At 60.8% G+C, this 25,772-nt stretch carries 18 protein-coding genes; 2 read left to right on the forward strand and 16 right to left on the reverse strand.

The genetic code is table 11. From position 1 onward, the window contains the following. Positions 1–88: 88 nt before the first annotated feature. The 15 genes from ASN89_RS01280 to leuS all read right to left on the reverse strand — a co-directional run bounded on the left by ASN89_RS01280 (position 89) and on the right by leuS (position 23,470). Positions 89–1,246, reverse strand: coding sequence for a GumC family protein (locus ASN89_RS01280; RefSeq protein WP_046684460.1), 1,158 nt, complete (start codon positions 1,244–1,246; stop codon positions 89–91). A gap of 165 nt (positions 1,247–1,411) precedes the next feature. Beyond that, the gene (locus ASN89_RS01285; RefSeq protein ID WP_152988403.1) at positions 1,412–3,334 is read right to left on the reverse strand and encodes an SLBB domain-containing protein; all 1,923 of its coding nucleotides are present in this window, start codon (positions 3,332–3,334) and stop codon (positions 1,412–1,414) included. A gap of 56 nt (positions 3,335–3,390) precedes the next feature. Further along, positions 3,391–6,408, reverse strand: coding sequence for a YjbH domain-containing protein (locus ASN89_RS01290; protein WP_235501821.1), 3,018 nt, complete (start codon positions 6,406–6,408; stop codon positions 3,391–3,393). Between the two features lie 313 nt (positions 6,409–6,721). Next, entirely contained in the window at positions 6,722–7,423 is a 702-nt protein-coding gene (locus ASN89_RS01295) for a DUF4197 domain-containing protein (RefSeq protein ID WP_058048015.1), read from the reverse strand. 217 nt (positions 7,424–7,640) lie between these two features. Further along, complete coding sequence (locus tag ASN89_RS01300) at positions 7,641–9,230, reverse strand: SEL1-like repeat protein (RefSeq protein WP_058048047.1); 1,590 nt, start codon at positions 9,228–9,230, stop codon at positions 7,641–7,643. A gap of 2 nt (positions 9,231–9,232) precedes the next feature. After that, the gene (locus ASN89_RS01305; RefSeq protein WP_046684464.1) at positions 9,233–11,437 is read right to left on the reverse strand and encodes an EAL domain-containing protein; all 2,205 of its coding nucleotides are present in this window, start codon (positions 11,435–11,437) and stop codon (positions 9,233–9,235) included. A 5-nt stretch (positions 11,438–11,442) separates the two neighbouring features. Further along, positions 11,443–13,605: an HDOD domain-containing protein gene (locus tag ASN89_RS01310; RefSeq protein ID WP_058048016.1), complete on the reverse strand. Its 2,163-nt coding sequence runs from the start codon at positions 13,603–13,605 to the stop codon at positions 11,443–11,445. Positions 13,606–13,808: 203 nt separating this feature from the next. Further along, positions 13,809–15,089, reverse strand: a complete 1,281-nt coding sequence (locus ASN89_RS01315) for a multidrug effflux MFS transporter (RefSeq protein ID WP_200968936.1) — start codon at positions 15,087–15,089, stop codon at positions 13,809–13,811. A gap of 76 nt (positions 15,090–15,165) precedes the next feature. Next, on the reverse strand, positions 15,166–16,371 hold the full coding sequence (locus ASN89_RS01320) for a THUMP domain-containing class I SAM-dependent RNA methyltransferase (protein ID WP_374106838.1): 1,206 nt from the start codon (positions 16,369–16,371) through the stop codon (positions 15,166–15,168). A gap of 407 nt (positions 16,372–16,778) precedes the next feature. Beyond that, complete coding sequence (locus ASN89_RS01325; protein ID WP_046684467.1) at positions 16,779–17,396, reverse strand: 2-hydroxychromene-2-carboxylate isomerase; 618 nt, start codon at positions 17,394–17,396, stop codon at positions 16,779–16,781. 10 nt (positions 17,397–17,406) lie between these two features. Next, on the reverse strand, positions 17,407–17,844 hold the full coding sequence (locus ASN89_RS01330; RefSeq protein ID WP_034745744.1) for a CopD family protein: 438 nt from the start codon (positions 17,842–17,844) through the stop codon (positions 17,407–17,409). Positions 17,845–17,912: 68 nt separating this feature from the next. After that, on the reverse strand, positions 17,913–19,184 hold the full coding sequence (locus ASN89_RS01335) for a glutamate-5-semialdehyde dehydrogenase (RefSeq protein ID WP_046684468.1): 1,272 nt from the start codon (positions 19,182–19,184) through the stop codon (positions 17,913–17,915). A 17-nt stretch (positions 19,185–19,201) separates the two neighbouring features. Continuing rightward, positions 19,202–20,218: a DNA polymerase III subunit delta gene (gene holA, locus ASN89_RS01340; RefSeq protein WP_058048018.1), complete on the reverse strand. Its 1,017-nt coding sequence runs from the start codon at positions 20,216–20,218 to the stop codon at positions 19,202–19,204. A gap of 10 nt (positions 20,219–20,228) precedes the next feature. Continuing rightward, on the reverse strand, positions 20,229–20,828 hold the full coding sequence (gene lptE / locus ASN89_RS01345) for an LPS assembly lipoprotein LptE (RefSeq protein ID WP_046684470.1): 600 nt from the start codon (positions 20,826–20,828) through the stop codon (positions 20,229–20,231). A gap of 2 nt (positions 20,829–20,830) precedes the next feature. Continuing rightward, complete coding sequence (gene leuS / locus ASN89_RS01350) at positions 20,831–23,470, reverse strand: leucine--tRNA ligase (protein ID WP_058048048.1); 2,640 nt, start codon at positions 23,468–23,470, stop codon at positions 20,831–20,833. A 149-nt stretch (positions 23,471–23,619) separates the two neighbouring features. On the opposite strand from leuS, the gene ASN89_RS01355 reads away from it, so the two are divergent. After that, positions 23,620–24,408 carry a helix-turn-helix domain-containing protein gene (locus ASN89_RS01355; protein ID WP_235432930.1) on the forward strand — a complete coding sequence of 263 codons (789 nt, stop codon included), beginning with the start codon at positions 23,620–23,622 and terminating at the stop codon, positions 24,406–24,408. Positions 24,409–24,484: 76 nt separating this feature from the next. After that, positions 24,485–24,850: a VOC family protein gene (locus ASN89_RS01360; RefSeq protein WP_046684471.1), complete on the forward strand. Its 366-nt coding sequence runs from the start codon at positions 24,485–24,487 to the stop codon at positions 24,848–24,850. Here the strand turns inward: ASN89_RS01360 and ASN89_RS01365 are convergent. Then, positions 24,847–25,743: a LysR substrate-binding domain-containing protein gene (locus ASN89_RS01365; RefSeq protein WP_046684472.1), complete on the reverse strand. Its 897-nt coding sequence runs from the start codon at positions 25,741–25,743 to the stop codon at positions 24,847–24,849. The two genes, ASN89_RS01360 and ASN89_RS01365, sit on opposite strands and share 4 nt — an antisense overlap. Positions 25,744–25,772: the final 29 nt, after the last annotated feature.

The raw sequence follows: 25,772 nt of genomic DNA on the forward strand, positions 1-25,772 counted from the left end.
CTCGAACAGGTTTTAGCGGTACAGAAGGGGGAATATCAATTGAAAAAAGTAGATATGTCATATATCTACTTTTAGTCGTTGAACTTGTTTACTTGCTTACAACAGAAACATTTCTGCGTGGGAGATACTTTTCATAGAAAATCGCCATCATGATTCCCAATAACAGTCCTCCAGCAAGCCCTGCCAAAGCAATCATCAAACGTTTTGGTCCAGAATTCTTATCCGCTGGAATGGCTTTATCCAGTTGCTGAATGGTCGAGGTATCCTTGGCTTCGTCAATTTTGGCCATTTCAAATTGTTTCGCCAGCAATTCGAATACTGTTTCGTAATACTTAACGTCTCTTAATTTACGTACATATTCCAAGCCCACTTCCGGAATGTTGCCCGTCGAAGTAAGCAAGCCACCGTCCTTCCCATCCTGCTTAGCCTGTAATTTCTCAAGCTGGCCTCTCAGGGATCTCAACTCCTCGTTGACACGCACCAGCGCCGGATTCTGGCCTGTAGCAAAAGTCCGCATGGAGGCCGCCTCAACTTCTTTCGAGGCAATGACGCCTTTCAGTTGGGCCATGCTGGCGATAATACCCTGCACCTGTCCACTTAATTGCAGCATGCCGGTATTTTCCTGCGTCTTGCGCAAGGCCAACTCCGCATTGGCCAATTCCTCTTTTGCCAATTTAAGCTGCTTCTCGAAAAACAATCTCCGTTGAGATGCTTCGGTAATGGCAAACGTCTTGGTCAACACCATTAACTCATCAACATGTGCGTTAGCAATGTCAGCGGCAACCTTGGGATCCTTGTCATCCACTTCAATCGAAATCATGCCATCTTTACCACTGGTGATCCGGCGTTTCTTCTCAAACGCTTTTCTTGTGTCCTGCATTGAATCTTGTTTGTAACGCTCTTCCAGCTTATACCGCGCGATGATGTTATCTGCGACGGTACGGCTTTGCAGCATCCCGACATACAGGTCGTTGGGATTTTTCAGGCCAGCCAGACTGCCGGCAGCCCCGGCCAAGCCACCGAGTTGCCCCATCAGTGCAGACACACTCGAACTTTGCTGCTGTGGTGGAAGTAATGTGGCTTTCGAAGAATAAGTCGGGGGTAACAACAGACTGGTTGCCAGCGCAGCGATCGCAACGACGCTGAACACACCCAATATCATTTTCTTTCGACGCATTACTATAGAGATATATTCTTGAATATTCACACCGTCGTCGATATCTTTTGTGGCAGTAGGGATGGACATTGTTTTCTTTTTTCTATTGAAAGAAATTCTTAAAAATAAGCTGAATATTTTTCTCGCCATGCATTGACTCTCGCGATGCATGGCTGTGCGCGACGGGCATCTCCGCAACGTGTTCGACCGCCCACAACGGGCGATGATCGGAGCGGGATGGCCGTGAATAAACCATTAATCCTTCAGCACCTTCAGTCCTGCAGCACCCAGGCCGAATTGATAGAAGATCGCCGTCCATTCTTTCAGATTCTGTACAAAGGAATTACGGTCAATTTTTTCCGGTATCACAATCGCATCGCCAGGGTTGATTGCGGTACTGCCGACACTGGCGAACAATCCGCTATTACGTCCACTGCGTGCCGTTCCGTCCGCACGGATCACGTACATTTCCGATTTATCCGCATTGGCAGTCAAACCACCGGCCTGCTCCAGATAGTCTGCGGCCGTACGCTGAGGACGATAAACAAAGGCGTTTTGTTGAAATACAGAACCCAGTACATCGACCGTACCTGGGCGGCGCGGAATATAGATGCTATCGCCATTCTGCAGGGGAACGTCGGGCAGATTTTTCACTTCCGTCTCCAGACCGGGCAGATCGAGAACAATACGTCCTTCCGCCTTGACCGAACGCATCCGCTGCACGATACGACGCTGCTGTTCCACTTCGGCGGCCGTTTTCGCCGCATTTTCCTTATCTGTCGTCGCCGCCATTTTCTGGGTCGCGTTCGACTCCATATCACGCTCGAAGCGGTCTGCCACTTCATTGAGTTTCGCTTGCTGATTGCGGCGTACCGATTCGCGGTTTAATTGCAGTGCATACAGATAGCCATTCTCATTGGCGCCGCCCACGCGCACGATGAATTCGCGCAGAGTTTCACCTTTTTTCAGCAGGAAAATACCGCTTTTTCTGGCCTCACCAGCGATCCGCACGTATTCACTCTGAACCTGTGCCTCAACGGGTACCGCGCCTGGAGAGAATACACGCAAGATATCGGTGGGATTGACGACAACATTGGCCAGTTGCGCATTGTTCAGCGTTTTATCCGCGATCAAATCCGCCACTGCGGTGTACTGATTATCGACATTCTTCTCAACGACGACTTGCTTGGTTTCCGCGGCTGAATCAAAGCCACCGGCCCATGAAAGGACCTCGGACAGGTTGGACTTGCCCTTCAATTCAAAGATACCCGCTTGCTTCACATTACCAGTAAGCGCGACCAATGGTCCTACTTCCGGAATATAGATGACATCGCCATCTTGCAAGGTTACGTCACGAGTCTTATCCCCCTTGGCCACGATATCGTATAAGTCAAAGGTGCTGACCGTTTGCGAACCGCGCTTCAGTTGGATATTACGCATGCTACCGGTGCTGTCCGGACCACCCGAGGTAAACAAGGCATTCAGCAGGGTACTCATCGCGCTCAAGGTATAGGTACCTGGACGAACCGCATGACCCACCACATACACTTGCACTGCGCGCGTCTGAGCGATACTGGCCGTCAGGTCGAAATTTGTGAAAAGCTTGCCGACAGCCTTTTTCAGATAGCCTTGCAAATCCTTGTATTTGACGCCGGAAACCTTGACTGACCCCACTCGCGGGATATAGACAGCACCACCGCGGTCCACCGTTGCATTGACATCGATGTCGACCATCCCCCAGCCGCGGATCTGCAATTCGTCGCCTGTGCCGATCACATATTCCTGATTGACCTGTACGCTATCGAATGGCGCAAACGTCGATGGCACGTCACTAAACAGATCCTTGCCAAACACAGACAACTTTTGTCCCGTTACCCCTTCCGCATAGGACTCGAACGCGCCAACTTCCGCAGCGACCCGCTTGGCCGGACGGCTGGTGGGTGGCGTCGGTGCCTGACGTTGCTCGCCATTGCGACTATTGCGGATGGATGGCAAGCCGAGTCTTGTCTCGGAAGCTGGCTGTCGCATCGCATCGCCCGCGGCCAAGGCTTGATTGCCATCGCTGCCTGGCGTTGCAACCTCCTGTGCTCCAGCAAAGGAGGTACTCATTCCCAGCAGGCAAGCCGAAACAATCAGTTGCTTCACATAAGACTGAGGGGTAAGAAATTGCTTTTTCATGTGTATCTTTATCTGAATAAATGATGTTTGAGAAATAAACGGCGCTGCATGGGTGCTTAGTATTTGGTCTGCCAAGTCACGCTAATTTCCTTCGGCCCCGGAGTGATCGACAGGCCCGATTTACTCTGATCACGCTGAGCGTGCCAGAGCCAGCTCCCCATCGCATAACCGAGAATACCGCCAGCAACCGTATCGGAAACCCAGTGCTTACGGCCAAACACTCTGCCTGCCGAGCCAACTGCCGCAACGCTGTATAACCATGGCGCGTCGTATTCTTTGGCAAATGGAGTTACCGCAGCGAAAACAATCGCCGAATGGCCAGAAGGGAAAGATGCGTCCGATCGAGATTTGCCGTCTCCAACACTGGACCATGGACCGCGATCTTCCTCAGGACGAGCACGCCCGAATGCATATTTCCCTGCCACAGCCAAGCCAGTTGCCGCCGCGACCGATTGCAAGGAAATCAGGCCCGTATTCTGCATGCGGTCATCCCCCAGTGCAAAAGCGGCACCGGCGGCCCCCACCAGAGCGAAAGGCATGGCCTTGCCCAATTTGTCCCAATTCCGGAACGAGGCGGAATCCTGATGTTTCTTGACGAAGCGATCAACCGGCTTGTCGCTCAGTGCCGAAGCCACCACGACACCACCGATAAGAGCGGTAGCCTTGACCCATTCGGCCGGCTCTGGCAAGGCAGACGAGGATTGCTCCAGCCGCGCCCGCATTGCCGGCCATGGACTGACAAACGGCCGGTCCGGTGGATTCACGGCGGGTAAGTTCCGCTCGTCAGGACGCTCGGCAAAATTGCCCAGGCCATCATAGCTGTGCATGTCGGCACGGGGACGTTCCAACATATCGTACAGGTCGCCAGGCGAACCCACCATTTGGCCCACATCGCGCGTCCATGGCGAAATCGCGAATCCGGCTGTCGATTGCGTGTCCATCGGCAACATACTGTTGAGCGGGACGGACAAAAAGACACCACGGTCCTGATACGGTTTGGCAGGCGTACCCGGGGTGGTGATATCGTTGCCATTCGTATGGGTATACCAGGCGCCCACTTCGATGCCGGATTGAAAGCGGCGCTTGAATTCCATGCGAACTCCCGTGTCCTTTGCCAGGAAGCGGCCAGCGCGGGCTGTCACCGTAATATCATGCGGCAAGCGATAATGCAGGGAACCAATCGCAGTGACCGTTTTATAGTCGCGTGAATCCAGCAGTCCTTTGAAACCGCGCTGTTGCAAGGCATCAACGGCCAAATCGGCCGCCCAGCGGCTGTCCTTCGGCAAGTAGAGCACCTGACCGCCCACACCCCGGAACATATCCTCGTACAGCCCGGCCGACATGCGCGTATATACGCGCTCGGCCGGATTATCATACTTATTCAGCAGGATGCGGCTGAGAGAGAAACGGCCGCCGCGCAGGTATTCGGCCACATCGCTGCGCACATGCGGCAAGCTGCTGTTGGACGGTTGCTTTACACCCGAGACTGTTTCCAGCAATTGCAGGCTGGCAGCACCATTCAGGTACAGCCCGTCACCGAGTCGGCGATCATAATTGGCGACGGCGGAAATCGAATAGCGGAAGGCACCGCTAGGATCATTGAAGAAGAAACCGACTTTCGGAGCAACCTTGAAACGGTTGGCTTCACGATCCACCGATTTCACCTGGATCACATCGCCATCGACACCCACGCCTACCGCCAGCTTACCGTCGCTCTTGACGGCATTGGCAGCTTTCACCACGGCAGGAACAGGTTCCGCAACCACGGTGTCGGCAGGCACCGCTGTCATGGCTGCATTGGCGGGCATTACCGTAGCGACAACAGGCTGGGCTGGCACAGGGACGGCACCGGCTTTGGCTGACGCTGGCTGATCCAGGAACTCCTGCAACCAGCCTTGCTGCTCATCACGAATGACGTCGCGCTTTTCCGGATAACGCAGCAAGACCCCCTCAAGGAATGCCTTACGATCAATCTTGCCAGTCAAATAGTCGTTCAGCTTGGGCAGATCAAAAAACTCATACGTGGCGATCGGCTGATCCAGCTTGGTATAGGTAATGCGAATGGTCGTTACATCTTTCGGCATGAAAGCCAGCGCCGTGCGCGTCGCCCGGCCAACAGCCCGTCCCATATTTGAGATTCGGCTATTCGTCAAACTCAGACTGAGGGTATTTCCTTCCTGCCCTACGCGAACATTCTTATAGTCCTGTTTCACGAGTGCTTTCACCAGATCGGCACCATAGCCAGCATCGCGATGCCACTCTTCCTTGGTTGGCAAGGGTGGAGGATTCTTGTCGTCCACAAAATACGCGGGTTCGTAGACTTTAGGTATGAACTCGCGTTCGCCAAACGGGATGCTGATAAAGGCATTGACACTGAACTGCTCACGATTGCGGGCCGCCTGCAGGGCAAGCCAGCCCCAGCGATATTCCAGACCGACAGACGCGCCCTTGCGGCGCTTTCCTGCCTGAGTACGATCTGCGGCAAAATCACGCTGATAGTTGGTGGTATCGTACTCGGCCACCACAGACCAGCGTGGCAAACTGGCCGGCGTCCAGCGCGCGCCAGCAAATACGCCGTCCGGACGCCGATGGGCGTAACCCAGGCTCGCTTCAATATTTTTATTGGCGCCGAAGGTCTTGGTCGCCACGAGATACTGTCCTTTGAACAGTTCGGTACCAAAAAGATCGGTCATACCTACAGCCACCGAAGGAATCCAGGCCGTTTCCGACCAAAGACGCAATTTGCTGTCGACCACTTTATCTTTGTATCGACCATATTCGCTGCCATACTCTCCCGGCACGCCACTAAATCCGGGTATGCCGGTAATCGACACGTAGCGCCCCGTCATTTGCAGGAAAGGCAGAATATTCGCCGTGGCCCATAACTGGCCATACGGGCTGTCGTAGCTATAGCCGACGCTGAAGGTGCCGTCCGTTTCCACCACTGCGCTGGGCATATTGATATAGCCGGATTGACCACCATGATTCGGCGTGGCGGCAATCGCCGAAGGCGCGCCAAGCACCAGACAGCCACACCAGGTATATTTAATTGATTTTCTGAGTACGCTTAACAAATCCGGCTACCTAAAATATCCTGCACCTGGAATTCCTGACAATGTGTTCAGAAAATCAATGAGCTTGGGGAAACGTGAATAAAACGAAAAAAGGCCAACCGACGGGCATCTTGCAATGCCGCGCATCAGTTCGCCACTAAAACTGGGCACTCCCGGGCAATTGATCGTTGCTTAATCATGCCTCAGGAATGTATGTCGCAGAATTTTAACACTGTTTTCTTGTAGCAAATGCTTAACTTGTTTCCCTAACACCACAGTAGCCTATCCAGCATAGGCGCTAGATGGGAAAACCATGTCTTTTCCATATTTCAACTTACTTCAAACTGCCAAATACCTTGCCGATAATCTTGCTCCCATACCCAAGCGGATTGCTGCGGATGGCTTTTTCTTCCTCGCCGATCATCAGGTACAGGCCGTCAAGCGCACGGTCCGTGACGTAGCCTTCCACCGTCGATTGCTGCTGCGGCACGAGTCCCGTCTTGCCGATCTGGCTCATGGTGCTGTTGTATTTGCTGGCCAGGCCGGAACGGTCGGTGACGGATTTCACGATGGGCAGGAATTTGACGGCCAGGGGAGCAGAAGTCTTCTGGCGGAAGAAGTCCGTCACCGACGTGTCGCCACCGGACAGGATATTTTTCGCATCGCTCACGCTCATCGACTTGACCGCGTCGAGCAGCAAGGGCTTGGCCATGGGTACGGCCGACTCGGCGGCACGGTTCATCGACACCACCAGATCGTCCAACTGCTGGCCGCGGCCCGTCATTTTCAGCAAGGGCTTGGCTTGCTCCAGGATGCCGGGCAGCTTGATCTTGACCTTGTCGTTGTTCAGGAAACCATTCTCGATACCGAGTTTCGATACGGCGGCGGCGGAACCGGCTTCCAGCGCCGCTTTCAAGCCATTGCTGGCATCCTGGTTGCTGAGAGCATCCAGGGGACCGGCGGCGGCGCCAAACGACAGCAGCGCGAGCGCACACAAGATGGCGGCCGGACGGCCAGGGAAAGGGTTCAGGCGCATGGTTTTCCTTTTCTAAAGAATAGACAGACCACCTTCTGCTGGAACCTTAGCACATCAAAACTGCCAATACCGCAGCATTTTTTTGCGCCTGGGAAAAACAAGGGGGCCACAGATGGCGGAGGAAGGGGACTATACAGCACCTGCTGTTGTATTCGCGCACGCTAATGCGGGCAGTGCAGCTTAGAGCCTACGCCAGTAGATGAATACCGGGATAGGCTCAGCCTGCTATCGCCGCCAGCTGTTCACGCACCCGCGCCAGATCCGTCTCGCGCATGCGCGCCGCCGTCTGGCGCAAGGATTTCTCCGCGCCGGCCACGCCTGCCGCCACGGCCATCGACAGCCAGATATACGCCTGCTGCAAATCGAGCGGGCTGCCCTGGCCGCTGGCCGCCATCAAGCCCAGATTCATCTGCGCCCGCGCATGGCCCTGGCGCGCGGCCAGCGCGTACCAGTCCCAGGCGGCGGCATAGTCCTGCGGCACGTCCTGGCCATTGTCATGCCGCAGGCCCAGGGCAAACTGGGCCAGGCTGTGCCCCTGCGCGGCGGCGCGGCAGTAACAGGCGCAGGCCTGCTGGCTGTCGGGTGCCGGGCCATCGTCGCGGTCGTGCAAGACACCCTGCATGTATTGCGCCGGCGCGTAATCCTGATCCGCGGCGCGGCGGTACCATTCCAGCGCCAGCGACAGATCCTGCGGCACGCCCTGGCCATGTTCGTAACGCAGGCCCAGGTCGAACTGCGCCCGCACGTGCCCCTGGTCGGCCGCCTTGCGGTACCAGAAGATGGCTTCCTGTGCATCGGCGGGCATGCCCTGTCCGTGCTCATGCAACAGTCCCAGCTGATACTGCGCGGCGGGAAAGCCCTGCCCGGCCGCCTGGCGGTAGAACGCCTGCGCCTGCGTGTAATCGTGCGCGGCGTGTTCATGGTGCAGACCCAGGTTGTGCTGGGCCGCCGCGTGCCCCTGGCCGGCCGCCTTCACGTACCACTCAAGGGCCGCCTGTTTATCGCAGGGCACGCCCTGGCCATTGTCGTAGATCAGGCCCAGGTTGAACTGCGAGCTAGCGTGCCCCTGCTCGGCCGCGCGCCGGTACCAGGCGATTGCCTGCCGGCTGTCCTGCGGCAGCACGTCGCCATTTTCATAGCGCAGCGCCAGGTTGAACTGGGCCGGCGCATAGCCTTGCTCGGCCGCCTTGCGCATCCAGGCCGTCGCCTGCTGGCGGTCCTGGCGCACGCCCTGGCCATTGTCGTAGCGCAGGCCCAGGTTGAACTGCGCGCGCGCATAGCCCTGTTCGGCGGCCTTGCGGTACCAGGCGATGGCTTGCACGAAATCCTGCGGCACGCCCTTGCCATTGTCATACATCATGCCCAGATTATTCTGCGCGCCCGCGTCGCCCTGTTCGGCCGCGCGGCTGAACCACAGCATGGCTTGCCCGCTATCTTGCGCGAGTCCCTGGCCCTTGGCATACAGCCAGCCCAGGTTGTACTGCGCCGCCGCGTAGCCTTGCTCGGCCGCCTGCTGGTACCAATGCGCCGCTTGCGCAAAATCCTGTGGCACGCCCTGGCCCTTCTGGCACATCACGCCCAGGTTGTATTGCGCGTGCTCGAGCCCCTGCGCGGCAGCCAGGCCGTGCCAGTGCAGCGCCAGCGCATAGCTTTGTTCGATGCCCTGGCCATTGAAATACATGAAGCCCAGGCTGTGCTGGGCGTTCGCATTGCCCTTCTCGGCCAGTCCTTTCAGGCGCAGGTAATCAGCTGTGTAATGAGCAGCCGTGGAATGAGCAGCCGTGGAGCGGGGATCGGCAAGCGACACGGTCAAGCCTCGATGGCCAGCGTCTGGGACGGCGCGGGGGCGGCATTGGCGATCAGACGGTTCTGCTCCTGCAGCACGCCAATAAAGCTGCCCAGCGAAATGGGCCGATGGTACAGATAGCCTTGCATCGTGGTGCAACCCTTGTCCTGCAGATAGCGCGCTTGCCCTTCCGTCTCCACGCCTTCGGCGATCAGGTGCAGGCCCAGGCCGCGCGCGATCGAGATGATGGCCAGGATGACGGGATAGTGCCCGTGCTCGTCGTGGATTTCCTTCACAAACGACTGGTCGATCTTGATGGTGTGGATGGGGAAGCGGTGCAGGTACGAGAGCGAGGAATAGCCTGTGCCGAAATCGTCGATGGCGACCGACACGCCCAGCTGGCACAGCTTGTTCAACTGCTCGATCGCATACTGCGGATTGCGGATGCAGATGTTTTCCGTGATCTCCACTTCGATCTTTTCCGGCGCGATGCCGTAGCGCGTCAGCGCGCCGCGCATCTTCTCGAAAAAGTCGCCACGGTCCAGGTATTGCGGCGACAAATTGAGCGACAGGCGCACGGCTTCGCCGCCGGCCGCGTTCCACTGCACCAGGTCGCGGCACAGGGCGCCCAGCATCCAGTCCGAGATCGGCAGCATCAAGCCGTTTTCCTCGGCAAACGGCAGGAATTCACCGGCCGTCAGCAAGCCCCGCTGCGGGTGGTTCCAGCGCATCAGGCCTTCGGCGCCGACGATGCGGCCCGTCATCACGTCCACCTGCGGCTGGTAATACATCTCCAGCTGGTTCAGTTCCAGCGCCTTGCGCAAGCTTTGCTCGAGCGCGATCTTCTGGTGCGACACGTCGAGCATGGACTCGTGATAAAAACTGTGGCCATTCTTGCCCAGCGCCTTGACCTGGTACATGGCGATGTCGGCGTGGCGCAGCAGCTCGTCGATGGTCTCGCCGTCGCCCGGATAGATGGCGATGCCGATCGAGGCCGAGATATGCACCTGGTTGCCATCGAGGTCGAAGGGCTGGTGCAGGCATTCGAGGAACTTGTCGGCGATCAGGCGCGCATCCTGGCGGTCGCGCAATTCCGGCAGCACGATGGTGAATTCGTCGCCGCCCTGGCGCGCCAACGTATCGCCGCGGCGCAAACAATCCTTCAGGCGCAGCGCCACCTGCTGCAGCAACTCGTCGCCCTTCACGTGGCCCAGGGTATCGTTGACCAGCTTGAAGCGATCGAGGTCGATGAACATCACGGCCAGTTCCGTCAGCTTGCGCCGCGCCTGGATCACGGCCAGTCCCAGGCGGTCCTTGAACAGCATGCGGTTCGGCAGGTCCGTCAGGATGTCGTGGTAAGCCTGGTAAGAGATGACTTCCTCGGCGCGCTTGCGGTCGGTGATGTCGCGCGCCACGCCGTAGGTGCCGAAGTACTCCTGCTTTTTCGCTTCGTGATCGTGGCTGTGCATGCCGATCGAATTGAGCGGGATCGTCATCAAGGTGTTGTTGAAGGTGCGGTCGCTGCCAGTGCCGCTATGGCACTTCAGGCGCAATTCCACATTGCGCGAGGCGCGCTCGTCGAGGCGGCGCTCATTGAAGGCATAGCGCGCCCGCTCCTGGTCTTCATCGTGCACGAGGATGGAATAATGGCTGCCAATCAGCTCTTCGCGGCTAAAGCCCAGCAACTGGTGCACCCTGTCGTTGATGAAGGTGATGCGGCCTTCGTGGTTCAGCGTATAGATGATGTCGGGCGAGCTGTCGACCAGGTAGCGGTACATCTTTTCCGAGTTTTCCAGCTGCAGCGCGATGCGCTCGTTCTCCAGCGCCAGCTTGCGCTTTTGCAGCGCGTTCTCCACCGTCTTGAGCAGTTCTTCCCGGCTGTAGGGCTTGCGCAGATAATCGTAGGCGCCACGCTTCAGGGCGCCGATGGCCGCCTCGATGCCGACGTCGCCACTCATGACGATCACGTCGCCCTCGATGCCGCGCCGGTTGATGTGGTCCATGATTTCATGGCCGCTCATGTCGGGCAGGCGCAAGTCGAGCAGGATCAGGTCGAAGCGCAGCTTCGACAACTGCGCCAGCGCCTCGCTGCCGCAAGTGGCCGTGTGCAGCTGGTAGCCGCGGTCCTTCAGCAGTTCGTGGAGGGAGGCGAGCAGACGAGGCTCGTCGTCGACCAGCAGGATGCGCGGGCTGTTTTCCAGGTCAAACGGAATGGCGGAGGAGTTCATGGACGTTACGAGGACAAGGCGGTATTGCCGGGTGCGGGCAGCACGGCTGCAGCGCTCGTCGGCAAGGGAATGGGCAGTAAAATTTCAAACGAGGTGCCGGACTTGCTGCTGCGGCAGCCGATCACGCCATGCAGGCGCGTGACCAGGTCATGCACGATGGACAGGCCCAGGCCGTGATGCGCGCCTTCCTTGCTACTGCGCACAGGGGAAAACAGATTGGCCAGCACTTCCGGCGCCAGGCCCGCGCCATTGTCGCTGACGCACAGTTCAAGGTACAGGCGGCGGTCGCGGTTGACGTGGCCACGGTTCGCCACTTCGATGCGCCCGCCATCGGGCAAGGCTTCGACGGCGTTCTTCAGCAGGTTGAGCAGGATTTGCTTGAGCATGTCGGCATCGGCCTCCACCTCGCATGGCGCATCCTGCATGCGCGTGACGACCTCGATCTTCGGCGGCAGGAAGTCGGTGGCGCGGAACAGGCGCAGCACATCGTCGACGACGCGCGCGCAATCGGTCACGCCATTGGCCGCTGCCGGCTGCAGATCGGCCAGGCCGCCGATCAACTGGCCGACCCTGTCGATTTCCTCATTGAGAATCGCCATTTCGCCGGACACCGGTTCCTGCTTCTCCAGCTTGTGATCGAGCACGCTCAGGTAGTTCTTGATGATGGACAGTGGATTATTCACTTCATGCACGACGCGGCGCGACGCGGCGCGGTATTCCTCGGTCACGTGATCGAGCTGGCGCCGCGCCAGGCCGCGCGCGCTGATGGCCGTTTCCAGCGCCGTGGCGGCCTGGTTGGCATACGCGCGCAGGAAACCTTCGCGCTTCTGGCAAGCGGGAATCTGCCACGCCGCCACGCCGCCAATGAGCACACCGAGGCTGCGCTGGCCCGACGCCAAAGGCACGCAGACCAGGCTGTCCGTGCCAAGAATGCGGAACAGCTGCTCCTCGACGATGCCCAGCGCCGGCATGTCGCGTTTCAGGAACGCCAGCTGGGACTCGAGCGCGGAGGCGGCCAAGGGGCCGCCCTTGGCCAGCGGGATCGAGAAGCCGGCCAGGCGCTGCTGATGTTCGCCCGCCGCCACGCCGACGAGCGCATGGCCGGTGGCGTTTTGCAGCAGGATGACGGCGGTGTCGAAATCGAACAGGATGCGCGCCGAGCGCGTGATGGCTTCGAGCAGGCTGCTCTCGCCCTGCTGGCGGGCGAAGGTCTGACCCACTTCGGACACCAGCACCATGTTGCGCACTTCGTCGGACAGGCGCTGCTGCACCGGATCGGGGGCGGGCGGCGCATACGCGGGCGGCGTGGCGATATCGTCCGCGCCGGCCAGGTCGATGCCCAGGTGCTGCGCTGCCTGCTCCACCTGGCGCGCGACGCTACCGGCCAGGTCTTCCAGTGTCTTGACGTCCAGCGCGCACAGGCTTGCCGCCTGCGCGACGGACTCGGCTTCGTCCGCATCGTCGGCATGGCAGCACAGCAGGTGCGCCAGGCGCACGATGCGGATCAGGGGATGGCTCGCTTCCAGGCGCGCCAGCGGTTCATGGTGATACAGCACGCTGTCGGCCAGGAAGGAATCGAGGTGCCAGCGCTCGATCAGCCAGGCGCCCGCTTCGGCATGCGTGATCTGCAAGGTGCGCTGCTCCACCGCGCACAGGGCGGCATCGTCGCGCGCCGTGAAATTGAAGGCGTATTCCTTCGGCGCCGTGGCCAGCAAGGCCAGGCGGCCCACGTTGTGCAGCAAGCCTGCCAGATACGCTTCCTCGGCGTGCGGATAGCCCATGGCCTTGGCCAGCGCGCGCGCCATGACGGCGGCCGACAGCGAACTTTTCCAGAAGGCGCGCAAATCCGTGCTGCCGGAATGGGGGAAGCTGTTGAAGGTCTGGAACACGGATTCGCTGATAACCAGGGTCTTGATCATGTCCGTGCCCAGCGAGACGAGCGATTGCTCCAGGCTGACCACCTTGCTCTGGCGATGGTAAGCCGAGCTGTTGGCCACGCCGAGTATCTTGCTGGTCATGCCCGCATCCTTGGCGATCAGGGCGGCCAGCTCCGGCATGCCGGCGTCGTCCGCCTGCAGGTGGGCGATCAGCTTGAGGAGGATCTGCGGCATGGCCGGCAGGCGGGCAATCAGCAGGCGATTGCGAATATCTTGATCAGATTGATGCATCGTATCAGGCATTGCCGGTTCGAAAAGGATGAGCGCTCAGCAGCGAAGCGCGGCCACGTTCAGAGGAATCCTCCACTCCTTTGAGCAAAAAATGTGTTGCCTGAGAGGATGCCGGGAAAGCAGTCATCTTATCATAAGCGCCGGATATTACTTGCAATATAGAAAATTAAGTTGAAATAAATCCAGCGTTCTACAGTGGAAACTTATGCCTTGAAGGAACCCAGCAAACGGTGGCGGAAGCGCCGCGATATCAGCCACAGCGCCAGCGCCAGGCCCGTAAACGCCAGCTGGCCCGAGGCCAGCCACAGCACGGAACCGGACAGCAGCGGCGAGATCACGCCGGCCACCACGGCGCCCAGCAAGGTGCTGGCAAACGACTGGCACGAGGCCACCGTGCCGCGGATATGCGGGAACAGGTCGAGCGCCAGCAGGGTCGCGCCCGGCCCCACCAGCGACATGCCGAAGGTGTAGAAGAACAGGGGCAGCACCGACCAGGGCAACGATGGCGGCAGGAACTGGTGATACACGACATTGACGCTGGCGGCGCACAGCAGGAAGGCGAAGCCGATGCCGATCTGGCGCGCGAACGTGACCTTGCCCGCGATGCGGTTGGCCGCCGCGGCGCCCATGAAGATGCCGCTCACGCAGGGAATGAACAGCCAGGCGAATTGCGATGGCCCCAGGCCCAGCTGCTTGGGCAGCATTTCCGGCGCGGCCGTGATGAACAGGAACAGGCCCGCAAAATTGAGGGCGACGATGCCCGCCTTGATGTGGAACAGGGGCGAACGCAGGATCTGGCCATAGCTCGACGCGAGGAAACGGGGATTGAACGGCTGGCGCTTGGCCAAAGGCAGGGTTTCGGGCAGGCGCCAGTAGCAGAACGCCAGCAACACCACCGTGTAAAAGGCAAGGAACAGGAAGATCGAGCGCCAGTCGAACCAGATGACGATCCAGCCGCCGAGAATCGGCGCCACGGCCGGAGCGATGGAAAAGATCATCGTCACCAGCGACAGCAGCCGCGCCGCCGCCGCATCGGCATACAGGTCGCGGATGATGGCGCGGCTGATCACCACGCCGGCGCCGGCCGAGACGCCCTGCATGATGCGGAAGAACCACAGATAGTGCACCGTGTGCGCCGAAGCGCAACCGAGCGAGCCGATGGCAAACATCAGCAGGGACACGAGGATGACATTGCGCCGGCCGAAAGTATCCGAAATCGCGCCATGCCACAGCACCATGCCGGCAAAGGCCAGCATGTAGAACGTCAGCGACTGCTGCACTTCCAGCGGCGAGGCCTGCAGCGAACCCTGGATCGCGCCAAACGCGGGCAGATACGTGTCGATCGACAAAGGGCCCAGCATCGACAGCCCGGCCAGCATCATCGCCAGCGCACCGCGGCTCAGCGGCGCCATGTGGCTCGGCGTGGGAGGCGGAACGGGAGTAACCGGGTCGGGCGGCACGTCGGCCGGAGGAGTGGGAAACATGGCGGATCCAAAGTGGCGCGCGGACCTGCATTGGTCCGCGCGGGGTTACTGCGGGTGTATTACTTACGGTGAACGCTTACTGCTGTGGCTTGGGCTTGGCTTCTTCGCGGCGGTTATAGCCTGCGACCATATCGAAGCGGAACAGACGGCATTCCAGCGCGCCGTTGAAGAATGGCGTCTTGCGCGCTTCTTTCAGGCGCAGCAGCTTGGGCAAGCCCAGGTCGGCCGTGAACAGGAACACTGTCCAGCCGGCGAAACGCTGCTTCAGGGTCGTGCCCATGGCCGAGTAGAAGGACGTCGACAGCTCGTCTTCCGGGATGGTGCTGTCGCCGCGCACGCCGATACGTTCGCCGTACGGCGGATTGGTCAGCATGATGCCCGGCACGTCGCTTGGCGGCTTGACTTCCTGCGCCTCGATCTGTTTCAGCGGCACGTCGAAGCGCACGCCGGCGCAACGCAGGTTATGGCGCGTCATGGCCACCATGTCGCCCGAGATGTCGCTGCCGAAAATCGTCGGTTCGGCCGGCAGCGGATTGACCTTGATGGCATTTTTCATGGCATTCCACGGCGCCGGATCGAAATCGTGGAAGTTTTCAAACGCAAACTGGCGCGACGCGCCCGGTGGAATCCCCTGCAGCATCTGCGCCGCTTCGGCCAGGATGGTGCCGGAACCGCACATCGGGTCGAACAGCACCATGCCGGGCTTCCAGCCCGACACGCGCAGCAGGCCGGCGGCCAGGTTTTCGCGCAGCGGCGCGTCGCCCGTCTCTTCGCGCCAGCCGCGCTTGAACAGGGCTTCGCCCGAGGTGTCGAGGTAGACGGTGAACGTGTGCGCGTCGAGGAAGCCGACGATGCGCATGTCCGGCGTCTTGGTGTTGACCGATGGACGCTCGTTGAACTGGTCGCGGAAGCGGTCGCAGATCGCATCCTTGATTTTCAATGTCGTGAATTCCAGGCTGCGCAACGGCGACTTGACTGCCGTGACGTCGACGCGGATCGTGTGGTGTACGCCGAACCAGTCTTCCCAGGATTGCGCCAGGGTCAGGTCATAAATATCGTTTTCCGTCTTGTAGCCGGAATGGGCCATGCGCATCAGCACGCGCGAAGCGATGCGCGAATGCAGGTTGATGCGGTAGGAATCGAGCAGGTCGCCCGAGCAGTGTACGCCGCCCGGCACCTGGTTGTGGACCTTCATGGTCGCACTATCCTGGGCGATCTCGCCCAGTTCCTCGGCCAGCGCCGCTTCCATGCCGCGCGGGCATGGGCAAAAATATGAAGCCATAATGAGGATACCTTTTATCCGTTGTAGTGAACACCCGCAGGCACCTGCTGCGCGGTACGGCGCTCGCCCGGCGATGCTCGCCGTACCTTCGTACGGCTGCGCTTCTCGGACAAGCGGCGATCCGCTCGCGACGGTGCCTGCGGGTATCGTTACTGTTACTGCATTAAAAAAACCACTTTGTTAACACTGCTTTTAATTTGCCACCTCGCCAGCCGACATGTGCTGCTGGCTGAGCTTGTCGGATTACGCGCGGCCTTGCCCCGCTAATCCGACCTACATCCTCATACCATGAGGCAAAACCGCGCCTGTCCCGTAGGTCGGCTTAGCCCGCCAGGGTGTAAGCCGACGTACGCTGCCGACCGAGCTTGTCGGATCACGCGCGGGGCGCTAATCCGACCTACATCTAATTACTTTACTAACAGCGCCCGCTCGACGAAATCGAGGCGGTCCTGGCCCCAGTACCCTTCGCCATCGACGATGTACCACGGCGAGCCAAAGATATTGGCGGCGGTGGCTGCCTCCGTATTGGCGTCGTATTCCGCCTGCACGCTGGCCGTTTCCGACGTTTTCAGCAACTGGCGGCCATCGAAACCCGCGTCAACGGCGATCTGCACCAGCGTCTCTTCGTCTCCGATGTTGCGCTCTTCGGCCCACAGGCCGCGCATGATGGCGTGCGCAAGGTTCAACGAGGCTTCCACGCCGTGCGCCAAGCGCGTGGCGATGATCAGCTTGGCCGACGCTTCCGGCGACACGGGGAAAAACTTCGGCTGCAAGGTCAATGGCACTTGCAGAAAGGCCGACCAGCGCGCCAGTTCGGCCAGGCGGTACGCCTGGCGCTGCGGTGCGCGCTTGGCCAGCGGCAAGCCGCCCGAGACGCTGAAGACCTTGCCCAGGTCGAAGGGACGCACGTCGATCTGTGCGCCCGTCTTTGCGGCGATGGCCATCAGGCGCGCGTGACCGAGGTAGGTCCATGGCGAGTGAGGCGCGAAGAAATACTGCACGACTTTGCTCTGGCTTGCACTCATCTCGACTCCCTTAGAAAGGCTTGACCACGACCAGCACGACGACGGCCAGCAGCATCACCACCGGCACCTCGTTAAACCAGCGGAACCAGGTGTGGCTGCGCTTGTTGAGACCTTTTTCAAACTTGCGCAGGATGGAGCCGCAGGCGTGGTGATAGCCGAGCAGCAGCACCACGAACGTCAACTTGGCATGCATCCAGCCAGGCATCTTCATGCGGCCTTCGCCCCCGCCGTACAGCATCCACATCAGCGCCAGCCCCAGCACCATGGCCGGCAGCGCCAGCAGCGACATGAAGCGGTACAGCTTGCGCGCCATCAGCAGCAGGCGCTCGGTGGCCACCGTTTCCGTCTCCATCGCCAGGTTCACGAAGATGCGCGGCAAATAAAACAGGCCGGCGAACCACGACATGACGAAGATGATGTGGAAGGCTTTGGTCCAGAGAAAGAGCATGGGGTTCCCAGTGTCGGAGGTGGAGAAAAACAAAGCGCGGGCCGCCTTGTGGGCCGCCCGCGAAGAGACTACTTGCGGACTTCGCCGTGGCCAAAGACCACGTACTTGAGCGAGGTCAGGCCTTCCAGGCCCACCGGACCGCGCGCGTGCAGCTTGTCGTTCGAGATGCCGATCTCGGCGCCCAGGCCATATTCAAAGCCGTCGGCGAAACGCGTCGACGCGTTCACCATCACCGAGGCGGAATCGACTTCGCGCAGGAAGCGCAGCGCATCGCTGTAGTCTTCCGTGATGATCGATTCCGTGTGCTTCGATGAATACTGGTTGATGTGATCCATCGCTTCGTCGATGCCGTCGACCACTTTCACCGACAGAATGGCCGCCAGGTATTCGGTGGACCAGTCTTCTTCGGTGGCGGGCACCAGGTGGGGATACGCGGCGGCGGCCAGGATCGCATGGCTTTCCGGATCGGCGCGCAGTTCCACCTGCTTGGTCAGGTACAGTTCGGCCAGCTGCGGCAGCACGGTGGCGGCGATGGCGCGCGACACCAGCAGGGTTTCCATGGTGTTGCAGGTGCCGTAGCGGTGGCACTTCGCGTTGAAGCCGATATCGATCGCCTTCCTGATATCGGCCTTGGCGTCGATATAGACGTGGCAGATGCCGTCGAGGTGCTTGATCATCGGCACGGTGGCCTCTTCCATCAGGCGCGCGATCAGGCCCTTGCCGCCACGCGGCACGATGACGTCCACGTACTGCGGCATGGTGATCAGGGCGCCGACGGCGGCGCGGTCGGTGGTGTCGATCACTTGCACGGCATCGGCCGGCAGGCCTGCTCCCTGCAAGCCCTCGGCCACCAGCTTGGCCAGCGCGCGGTTGCAGTGTATCGCTTCCGAGCCGCCGCGCAGAATCGTCGCGTTGCCGCTCTTGATGCACAGGCCGGCCGCGTCCACCGTCACGTTCGGACGCGCTTCATAGATGATGCCGATGACGCCCAGCGGCACGCGCATCTGGCCCACCTGGATGCCTGTCGGGCGGAACTTCATGTTCGAGATTTCACCGATCGGATCGGCCAGCGAAACGATCTGCGTCAAGCCTTCGACCATGGTGGCAATCGCCGCATCGGACAGGGTGAGGCGGTCGAGCATGGCCGGCGCCAGGCCGGCGGCGGCAGCCGCATCGAGGTCGCGCTGGTTGGCGGCCCGCAGCAGATCGGCATCGCGCACGATGGCGGCGGCGATCAGGCTCAAGGCGCGGTTGCGCGTGGCGCTGTCGGCACGCGCCATGGCGCGCGAAGCGGCGCGCGCGCGCGTGCCCACGTCCTGCATATATTCTGTGATGTCCATGCTCGTATCCATAAAAGTTAACCTCGGGCGATCTTCAGGCCCAGCTGCAGCATGGCGTCCCAGGCGTCGCCCGCGTAGCCCTTGGCGCGCAAGCCCTTGATCATCTTGTCCACCTGCGCCGCCTGCTGCAGCGCCGCTTCCAGCACGGGCAGCGAAATGCGCCGCAGGGCCGGTTCCATCATCCGCTCGCGCGGACCCCAGATGCGGTACTCCTTCAGCAGCGCGCCCAATGGACGCCCTTGCGCCATGCCGGCCTTCAATTTTAACAGCGTGCGGATTTCCTCGGAGACGGCCCACAAGACCAGCGGCAGCGCCTCGCCCTCGCCTTTCAAGCCTTCGAGCATGCGCACCAGGCGCGCCGGATCGCCGGCCAGCATGGCTTCGGACAGCTTGAAGACATCGTAGCGGGCCACGTTCAGCACCGCGTCCTGCACTTGTTCATACGTCAGCTTGCCCGCAGCATGCAACAAGCCCAGTTTCTGGATTTCCTGGTGCGCCGCCAGCAAGTTGCCTTCCACCCGCTCGGCGATGAAGTCGATGCTGGCCCGTTCGGCGCTTTGCCCCTGCGCGGCCAGGCGCTGCGATATCCAGGCCGGCAACTGCGCCCGTTCCACATTCGGAATGTCGATATATACGGCCGCCTGCTGCAAGCTGGCGACCCAGGCCGCCTTTTGCGTGGCCCAGTCCAGCTTGGGCAAGGTAATCAGGGTCAGGTTATCGGGACTGAGGTTTTTGGCGTAGCTTTGCAGCGCCGCACCGCCATCCTTGCCCGGCTTGCCAGTGGGGATGCGCAGTTCGATCAGTTTTTTATCGCCGAACAGCGACAGCTCCTGGTTCGCCGCCAGCAGCTCGCCCCACTTGAAACTGCGTTCCACCGTCAGCACGTCGCGCTCGGAGTAGCCCTGCGCGCGCGCCGCGCGGCGGATCTTGTCGGCCGCTTCCAGCGCCAGCAGGTGTTCGTCGCTGGTGATCACATACAGCTGCGCCAGCGGCTTGGCCACATGCCCATCGAGCGCGTCTATCCGCAATTGCATGGCGTCCCCGTTACTGCTGCGGGGCTGCCGGCGCGACCGGCGTCACGGGCGCCACTGGCGCCACCGACATGGCCGGCAGCACCGGCTTGATGGCGGCCAGGCGGCGCATGATCTGCTGCACCAGGTCATTGCGCATGTCGCGGTACAGCGCCGCTTCCTCGGTTTCCTTGGCCAGTACCTGCCTGTCGTCGAAGGTGATAGGACGCACCAGGCTGATGGTCGTCGGCGCCAGCAACTGGTTACCGGCCTTGTCCAATACGCGGAAATTGATCGCATAGCCAAGTTGGTACTCTTGTACGCGGCCGCTGGTATTCAGGGACAAAATGGTCTTGGTACGATTCCTCTCCGGATCGGTGAGCACCTCGAGGACGGCGTCGGCACCATCCTTGGTATTGACCACCTCCGTGCTGCCAATGGCGCGGATATAGCGTTTCAGGCCGATCGCCAGCGGCGACGAATCGGGCAAGCCGATGTACATCGTCGCGAACGGCAGCATGAAACTGCCGTTCGAGCCGCGCAAATGAAAGCCGCAGGCCGACAGCAGGACGGTCAGGCCCAACGCCAGCACGGCGCGGCGGCCCAACAGCGATACTTGAGAGGAAGTCGTCATGATTACACCACGATGCTGATTAACTTGCCTGGCACGACGATGATCTTCTTCGGCGTGGTCTCGACGTACTTCTGCACACTTTCGCACGCCAGCGCGGCCGCTTCGATGCTGGCCTTGTCCGCATCCTTGGCCACCGTGATCGAGCCGCGCAGCTTGCCGTTCACCTGGATCATCATCTCGATCTCGGACTGTTCCAATGCGGCCGGATCGACTTGCGGCCATGCCACGTTGAGCAGGTCGCCGTGCACGCCAGCGTAACCGAGTTCCTGCCACAGCACGTGGGTGATGTGCGGCGCGACAGGATTCAGCAGGCGCAGGAAGATGGAGAAGCCTTCGGCGATCAGTGCCTTCGACTGCGCGCTAACGTCCAGCTTGGCCGATTCCAGGGTGTTGAGCATCTTCATGCAGGCCGACACGACGGTGTTGTACTGGATGCGCTTCAAGTCGTAATCGGCTTGCTGCAGCAGCTTGTGCAATTCGCGGCGCAGGTTTTTCTGCGCGTCGCCCGTGGCGGGAGCCGCGCCGCCAGCCAGCGCGGCCTGGATCGTCGCCGACTGCGCATAGCCGAAGTTCCACACGCGGCGCAGGAAACGGTTCGCGCCTTCGACGCCGCTGCCCGACCATTCCAGGGTCTGTTCCGGCGGCGAGGCGAACATGGTGAACAGGCGGGCCGTGTCGGCGCCGTACTGCTCGATCTGCGCTTGCGGGTCGATGCCGTTGTTCTTCGACTTCGACATTTTTTCCGTGCCGCCGATTTCCACCGGCTGGCCGTCGGCCACCAGGACGGCGCTTTGCGGACGGCCCTTGTCATCGAGCGACAGGCGCACGTCGTCCGGGTTGAACCAGGTGGTCTTGCCCACCGCGTCCTTGCGGAAGTAGGTTTCGTTGAGCACCATGCCTTGCGTCAGCAGGTTGACGAATGGCTCGTCGAACTTGACCAGGCCGAAGTCGCGCATGATCTTGGTCCAGAAGCGCGCGTACAGCAAGTGCATGACGGCGTGTTCGATGCCGCCGATGTACTGGTCCATCGGCATCCAGTAATCGTTGCGCGCGTCGACCATGGCGTCGTTCGAGCCTGGCGAGGTATAGCGCATGTAGTACCACGACGAATCGACGAAAGTATCCATGGTGTCCGTCTCGCGACGCGCCGGCTTGCCGCACTGCGGGCAGTCGCACTGCAAAAAGGCTTCGTATTTGTTCAGCGGATTGCCCGTGCCGTCCGGCACGCAATCTTCCGGCAGCACCACCGGCAGATCTTTTTCCGGCACTGGCACCACGCCGCAATCGGCGCAGTGAATCATCGGGATCGGCGTGCCCCAGTAGCGCTGGCGCGAAATGCCCCAGTCGCGCAGGCGGAACGTGGTTTTCTTTTCGCCCAGGCCCAGTTCCGCCAGGTCGGCCGCCACCGCATCGACGGCGGACGCGAAATGCAGGCCGTCGTATTTGCCGGAGGCGACGCAGACGCCATCCTTGCTGCCATACGATTCCTGCCAGGCGTCCGTCGAAAATTCCTGGCCCTTGACTTCGATCACTTGCTTGATCGGCAGATCGTATTTCTTGGCAAAGCCGAAATCGCGCTCGTCGTGCGCCGGCACGCCCATCACGGCGCCATCGCCGTAGGTGATCAGCACGTAGTTGCCGACCCAGACTTCCACTTGCGCGCCCGTCAACGGATGGGTGACGAACAGGCCGGTCGGCATGCCCTTCTTCTCCATCGTTGCCATGTCCGCTTCGATCACGGAACCGAGCTTGCATTCGGCGTTGAACGCCGCCAGCGCAGGATTGCTTTGCGCGGCATGGATGGCCAGCGGATGCTCGGCGGCCACGGCGCAGAAAGTCACGCCCATGACGGTGTCAGGACGCGTGGTAAACACATACAGCTTGCCGTCGCCGATCAGGGCGCCTTCGGCATCCGCGATTGTGTGCGGGAAGGCGAAACGCACGCCCGTCGACTTGCCGATCCAGTTGGTCTGCATGATGCGCACGCGCTCGGGCCAGCCCGGCAGCTTGTCATCCACATAGGCCAGCAATTCTTCCGCGTAATCGGTGATGCGCGCGTAATACATGGGGATTTCGCGCTTTTCGATCAGCGCGCCCGAACGCCAGCCCTTGCCATCGACGACTTGTTCGTTGGCCAACACGGTCTGGTCGATCGGATCCCAGTTCACGGTACCGGTCTTTTTGTAGATGATGCCTTTTTCCAGCATCTTGAGGAACATCCACTGGTTCCATTTGTAGTATTCGGGCTTGCAGGCGGTCATTTCGCGCGACCAGTCGATGGCCAGGCCCATCGATTCCATCTGCTGCTTCATGTGGGCGATGTTCGAATACGTCCACTGTGCAGGCGGCACGTTGTTGGCCATGGCCGCGTTTTCCGCCGGCATGCCGAACGCATCCCAGCCCATCGGCATGAGCACGTTGTAGCCGTTCATGCGCAGGTAGCGGTACATCACGTCATTGATCGTATAGTTGCGCACGTGACCCATGTGCAGCTTGCCCGAAGGGTAAGGCAGCATCGAGCAGGCAAAATACTTGCCTTTTGGGAAACGCGGGTCGTGTTCGACGGCTTTATAGGCGTCGATCGCCTTCCAGTGCGATTGGGCGGCTTGTTCGACGTCGGCGGGACTATATTTATCTTGCATGATGATGTGCGACCAGCGTGGCCCGGCCAATAGTGGATATGAACCGAGCATTATACTGGTTGTCGCCGCCCGATAGCGCGGCGCGCTGGCGGCCCGGACTCGCATATTTTGGCCGGCGCACAATTATGCTGTGTAATATATGCACAATCTTGTTCTTTGCATCAAAGCCGGCCATGATCGTCTACCAGGAATATCCGCCCCTCCCCGCCCTGCGGCCCTGGCTGGACTGCGTCTGGACGTGCCGCGTGCAGACGGGCGCCACGCCCTTCACGCACCAGGTCTTGCCCGACAATTGCATCGACATCCTGTGCCAGGACCAGCAGGACGCCAGCTTTGCCGTCGGCATGATGACAGCGCCCATTGCCGTCGTCAGCCAGGGCCTCGTGCAGACGGTGGCGGCCCGCTTCAAGCCGGGCGCAGCCGCCCGCTTCTTCCAGTTGCCCTTGTGCGAACTCAACGATGGCCGCACGGGATTGCAACAGCTGTGGGGCCGCGAGCTGGCGGCGCGCCTCGGTGATGCGCTATGGAGCGAGCCCTTGAGCAATACGCAACGAGTTTCTATTTTGCAAGAATATCTGCTGCTGCGCCTGCGCGCCGCGCCGCCACGGCGCCAGGCCGGCGCGGCCGAACATGCCATCGCGGCCATCGAGGCGGCATCGGGCCAGGTGCGCGTGGATGGCCTGGCGCGGCAGCTGGGCGTGTCGCGCCAGCACTTGGCGCTGCAATTTCGCCAGCAAGTGGGCATCAGCCCGAAGCTGTTTGCCCGCATCTGCCGCTTTCGCGCGGCCAGCCAGGGGCTGACAAGCCTGGCGGGACAACAGGATTGGGCGCAAGTGGCCTTGCAATATGGCTATTTCGACCAGTCGCACTTGATCCACGACTTCCAGGATTTCGCCCGCAGTTCGCCCGAAGCGTGGCTGGCGGGCCGGCGCACTTGAATACCTTCCATTTTTCCAATCACGCGCCGCGCGCCGGTGGCATGATGACCTTCTCTTCATTCATCAGGAGTAGCACATGATCAAGGGTTTGCGCACCGTCACCTATCCCGTCCCCGACCTGGACAAGGCCAAGGCCTGGTACAGCCAGGTATTCGGCACGGCGCCGTATTTCGACCAGCCCTTCTACGTCGGCTTTGCCATCGGCGGCTTCGAGCTGGGCTTGCTGCCGGACGGCCAGCCTGGCACGCAGGGCAGCGTGACGTACTGGGGCGTGGACGGCATCGAGCAGGAAGTCGAGCGCATCGTTGCGCTGGGCGGCAGCCTGCACCATCCGATCACGGACGTGGGCGACGGCATCCGCACGGTGGAGTTGCTCGACCCGTTCGGCAACCAGATCGGCCTCATCGACAATCCCCACTTCGATACCAGCAAAGTCGTCTAAGCGGCTTCACCCTGCAGCCAGACGCGGAACTGCTGCAAGGCCAGTTTTTCATGCGCCGCTTCGGGCGTGATCAGGTAATACGCGCGCTGGCCACGCAGTGGGCGCTCGCACACGATGCGCAACTCGCCCCGCGCCAGTTCCGCCTCGACCAGCATACGGGGCAGCAAGACCACGCCCTGCCCCTGCACGGCCGCCATGGCCAGCATGGAAAACAGTTCATAGCGGGCGCCGTAGCGCGCCAGCTCCCCATCGACCTGCATGGCGTCGAACCACTGGCGCCAGGCGCCCGGGCGCGTACTTTGCTGCAACAAAGTCAGTTCCAATAAATCCTGCGGCTGCCAGGCGCTGCGCGCGGCCAGCAGGCGCGGACTGGCGACGGGCACGATTTCTTCATGCATGAGCAAGGTGGCGCGCGTGCCGGGCCAGCGCGCCAGCTGCTCGGGCGTGCCCGCGTACAGGGCGCCGTCGTATTCCGTATCGGCAAACATGAACGGCTTTGTATACGCATCGATATGCACGACGATGTCGGGATGCAAGCCCGCCAGCGACGACAGCCGCGGCATCAGCCAGCGCGTGGCAAACGTGGGGACCGAAGCCAGCTGCAAGGCCCCGCCACCACCCTGGCGAGCCATGGTGTCGAGCGTGTCGCGTTCCAGGCCGTCGAGGCGGGCCGCGATCTGCCGCGCATACGCGGCGCCGGCGCTGGTCAGCAGCACACCATGGCGCGTGCGCTGGAACAGTTGCACGCCGAGAAAGCTTTCCAGCGAGGATATCTGGCGCGACACGGCGCTTTGCGTCAGCGACAGCTCGCGCGCCGCATGCGTGTAGCTCTGGTGCCGCGCTGCCGCTTCGAAGCAGTTCAAGGCTTGCAGCATGGGGATTTTGCGTGACATGGGGGTATCCGGCCGGTGAAAGGCTCCTA

Source organism: Janthinobacterium sp. Ant5-2-1, from assembly GCF_001445815.1.
Lineage (GTDB): Bacteria > Pseudomonadota > Gammaproteobacteria > Burkholderiales > Burkholderiaceae_D > Janthinobacterium > Janthinobacterium lividum_E.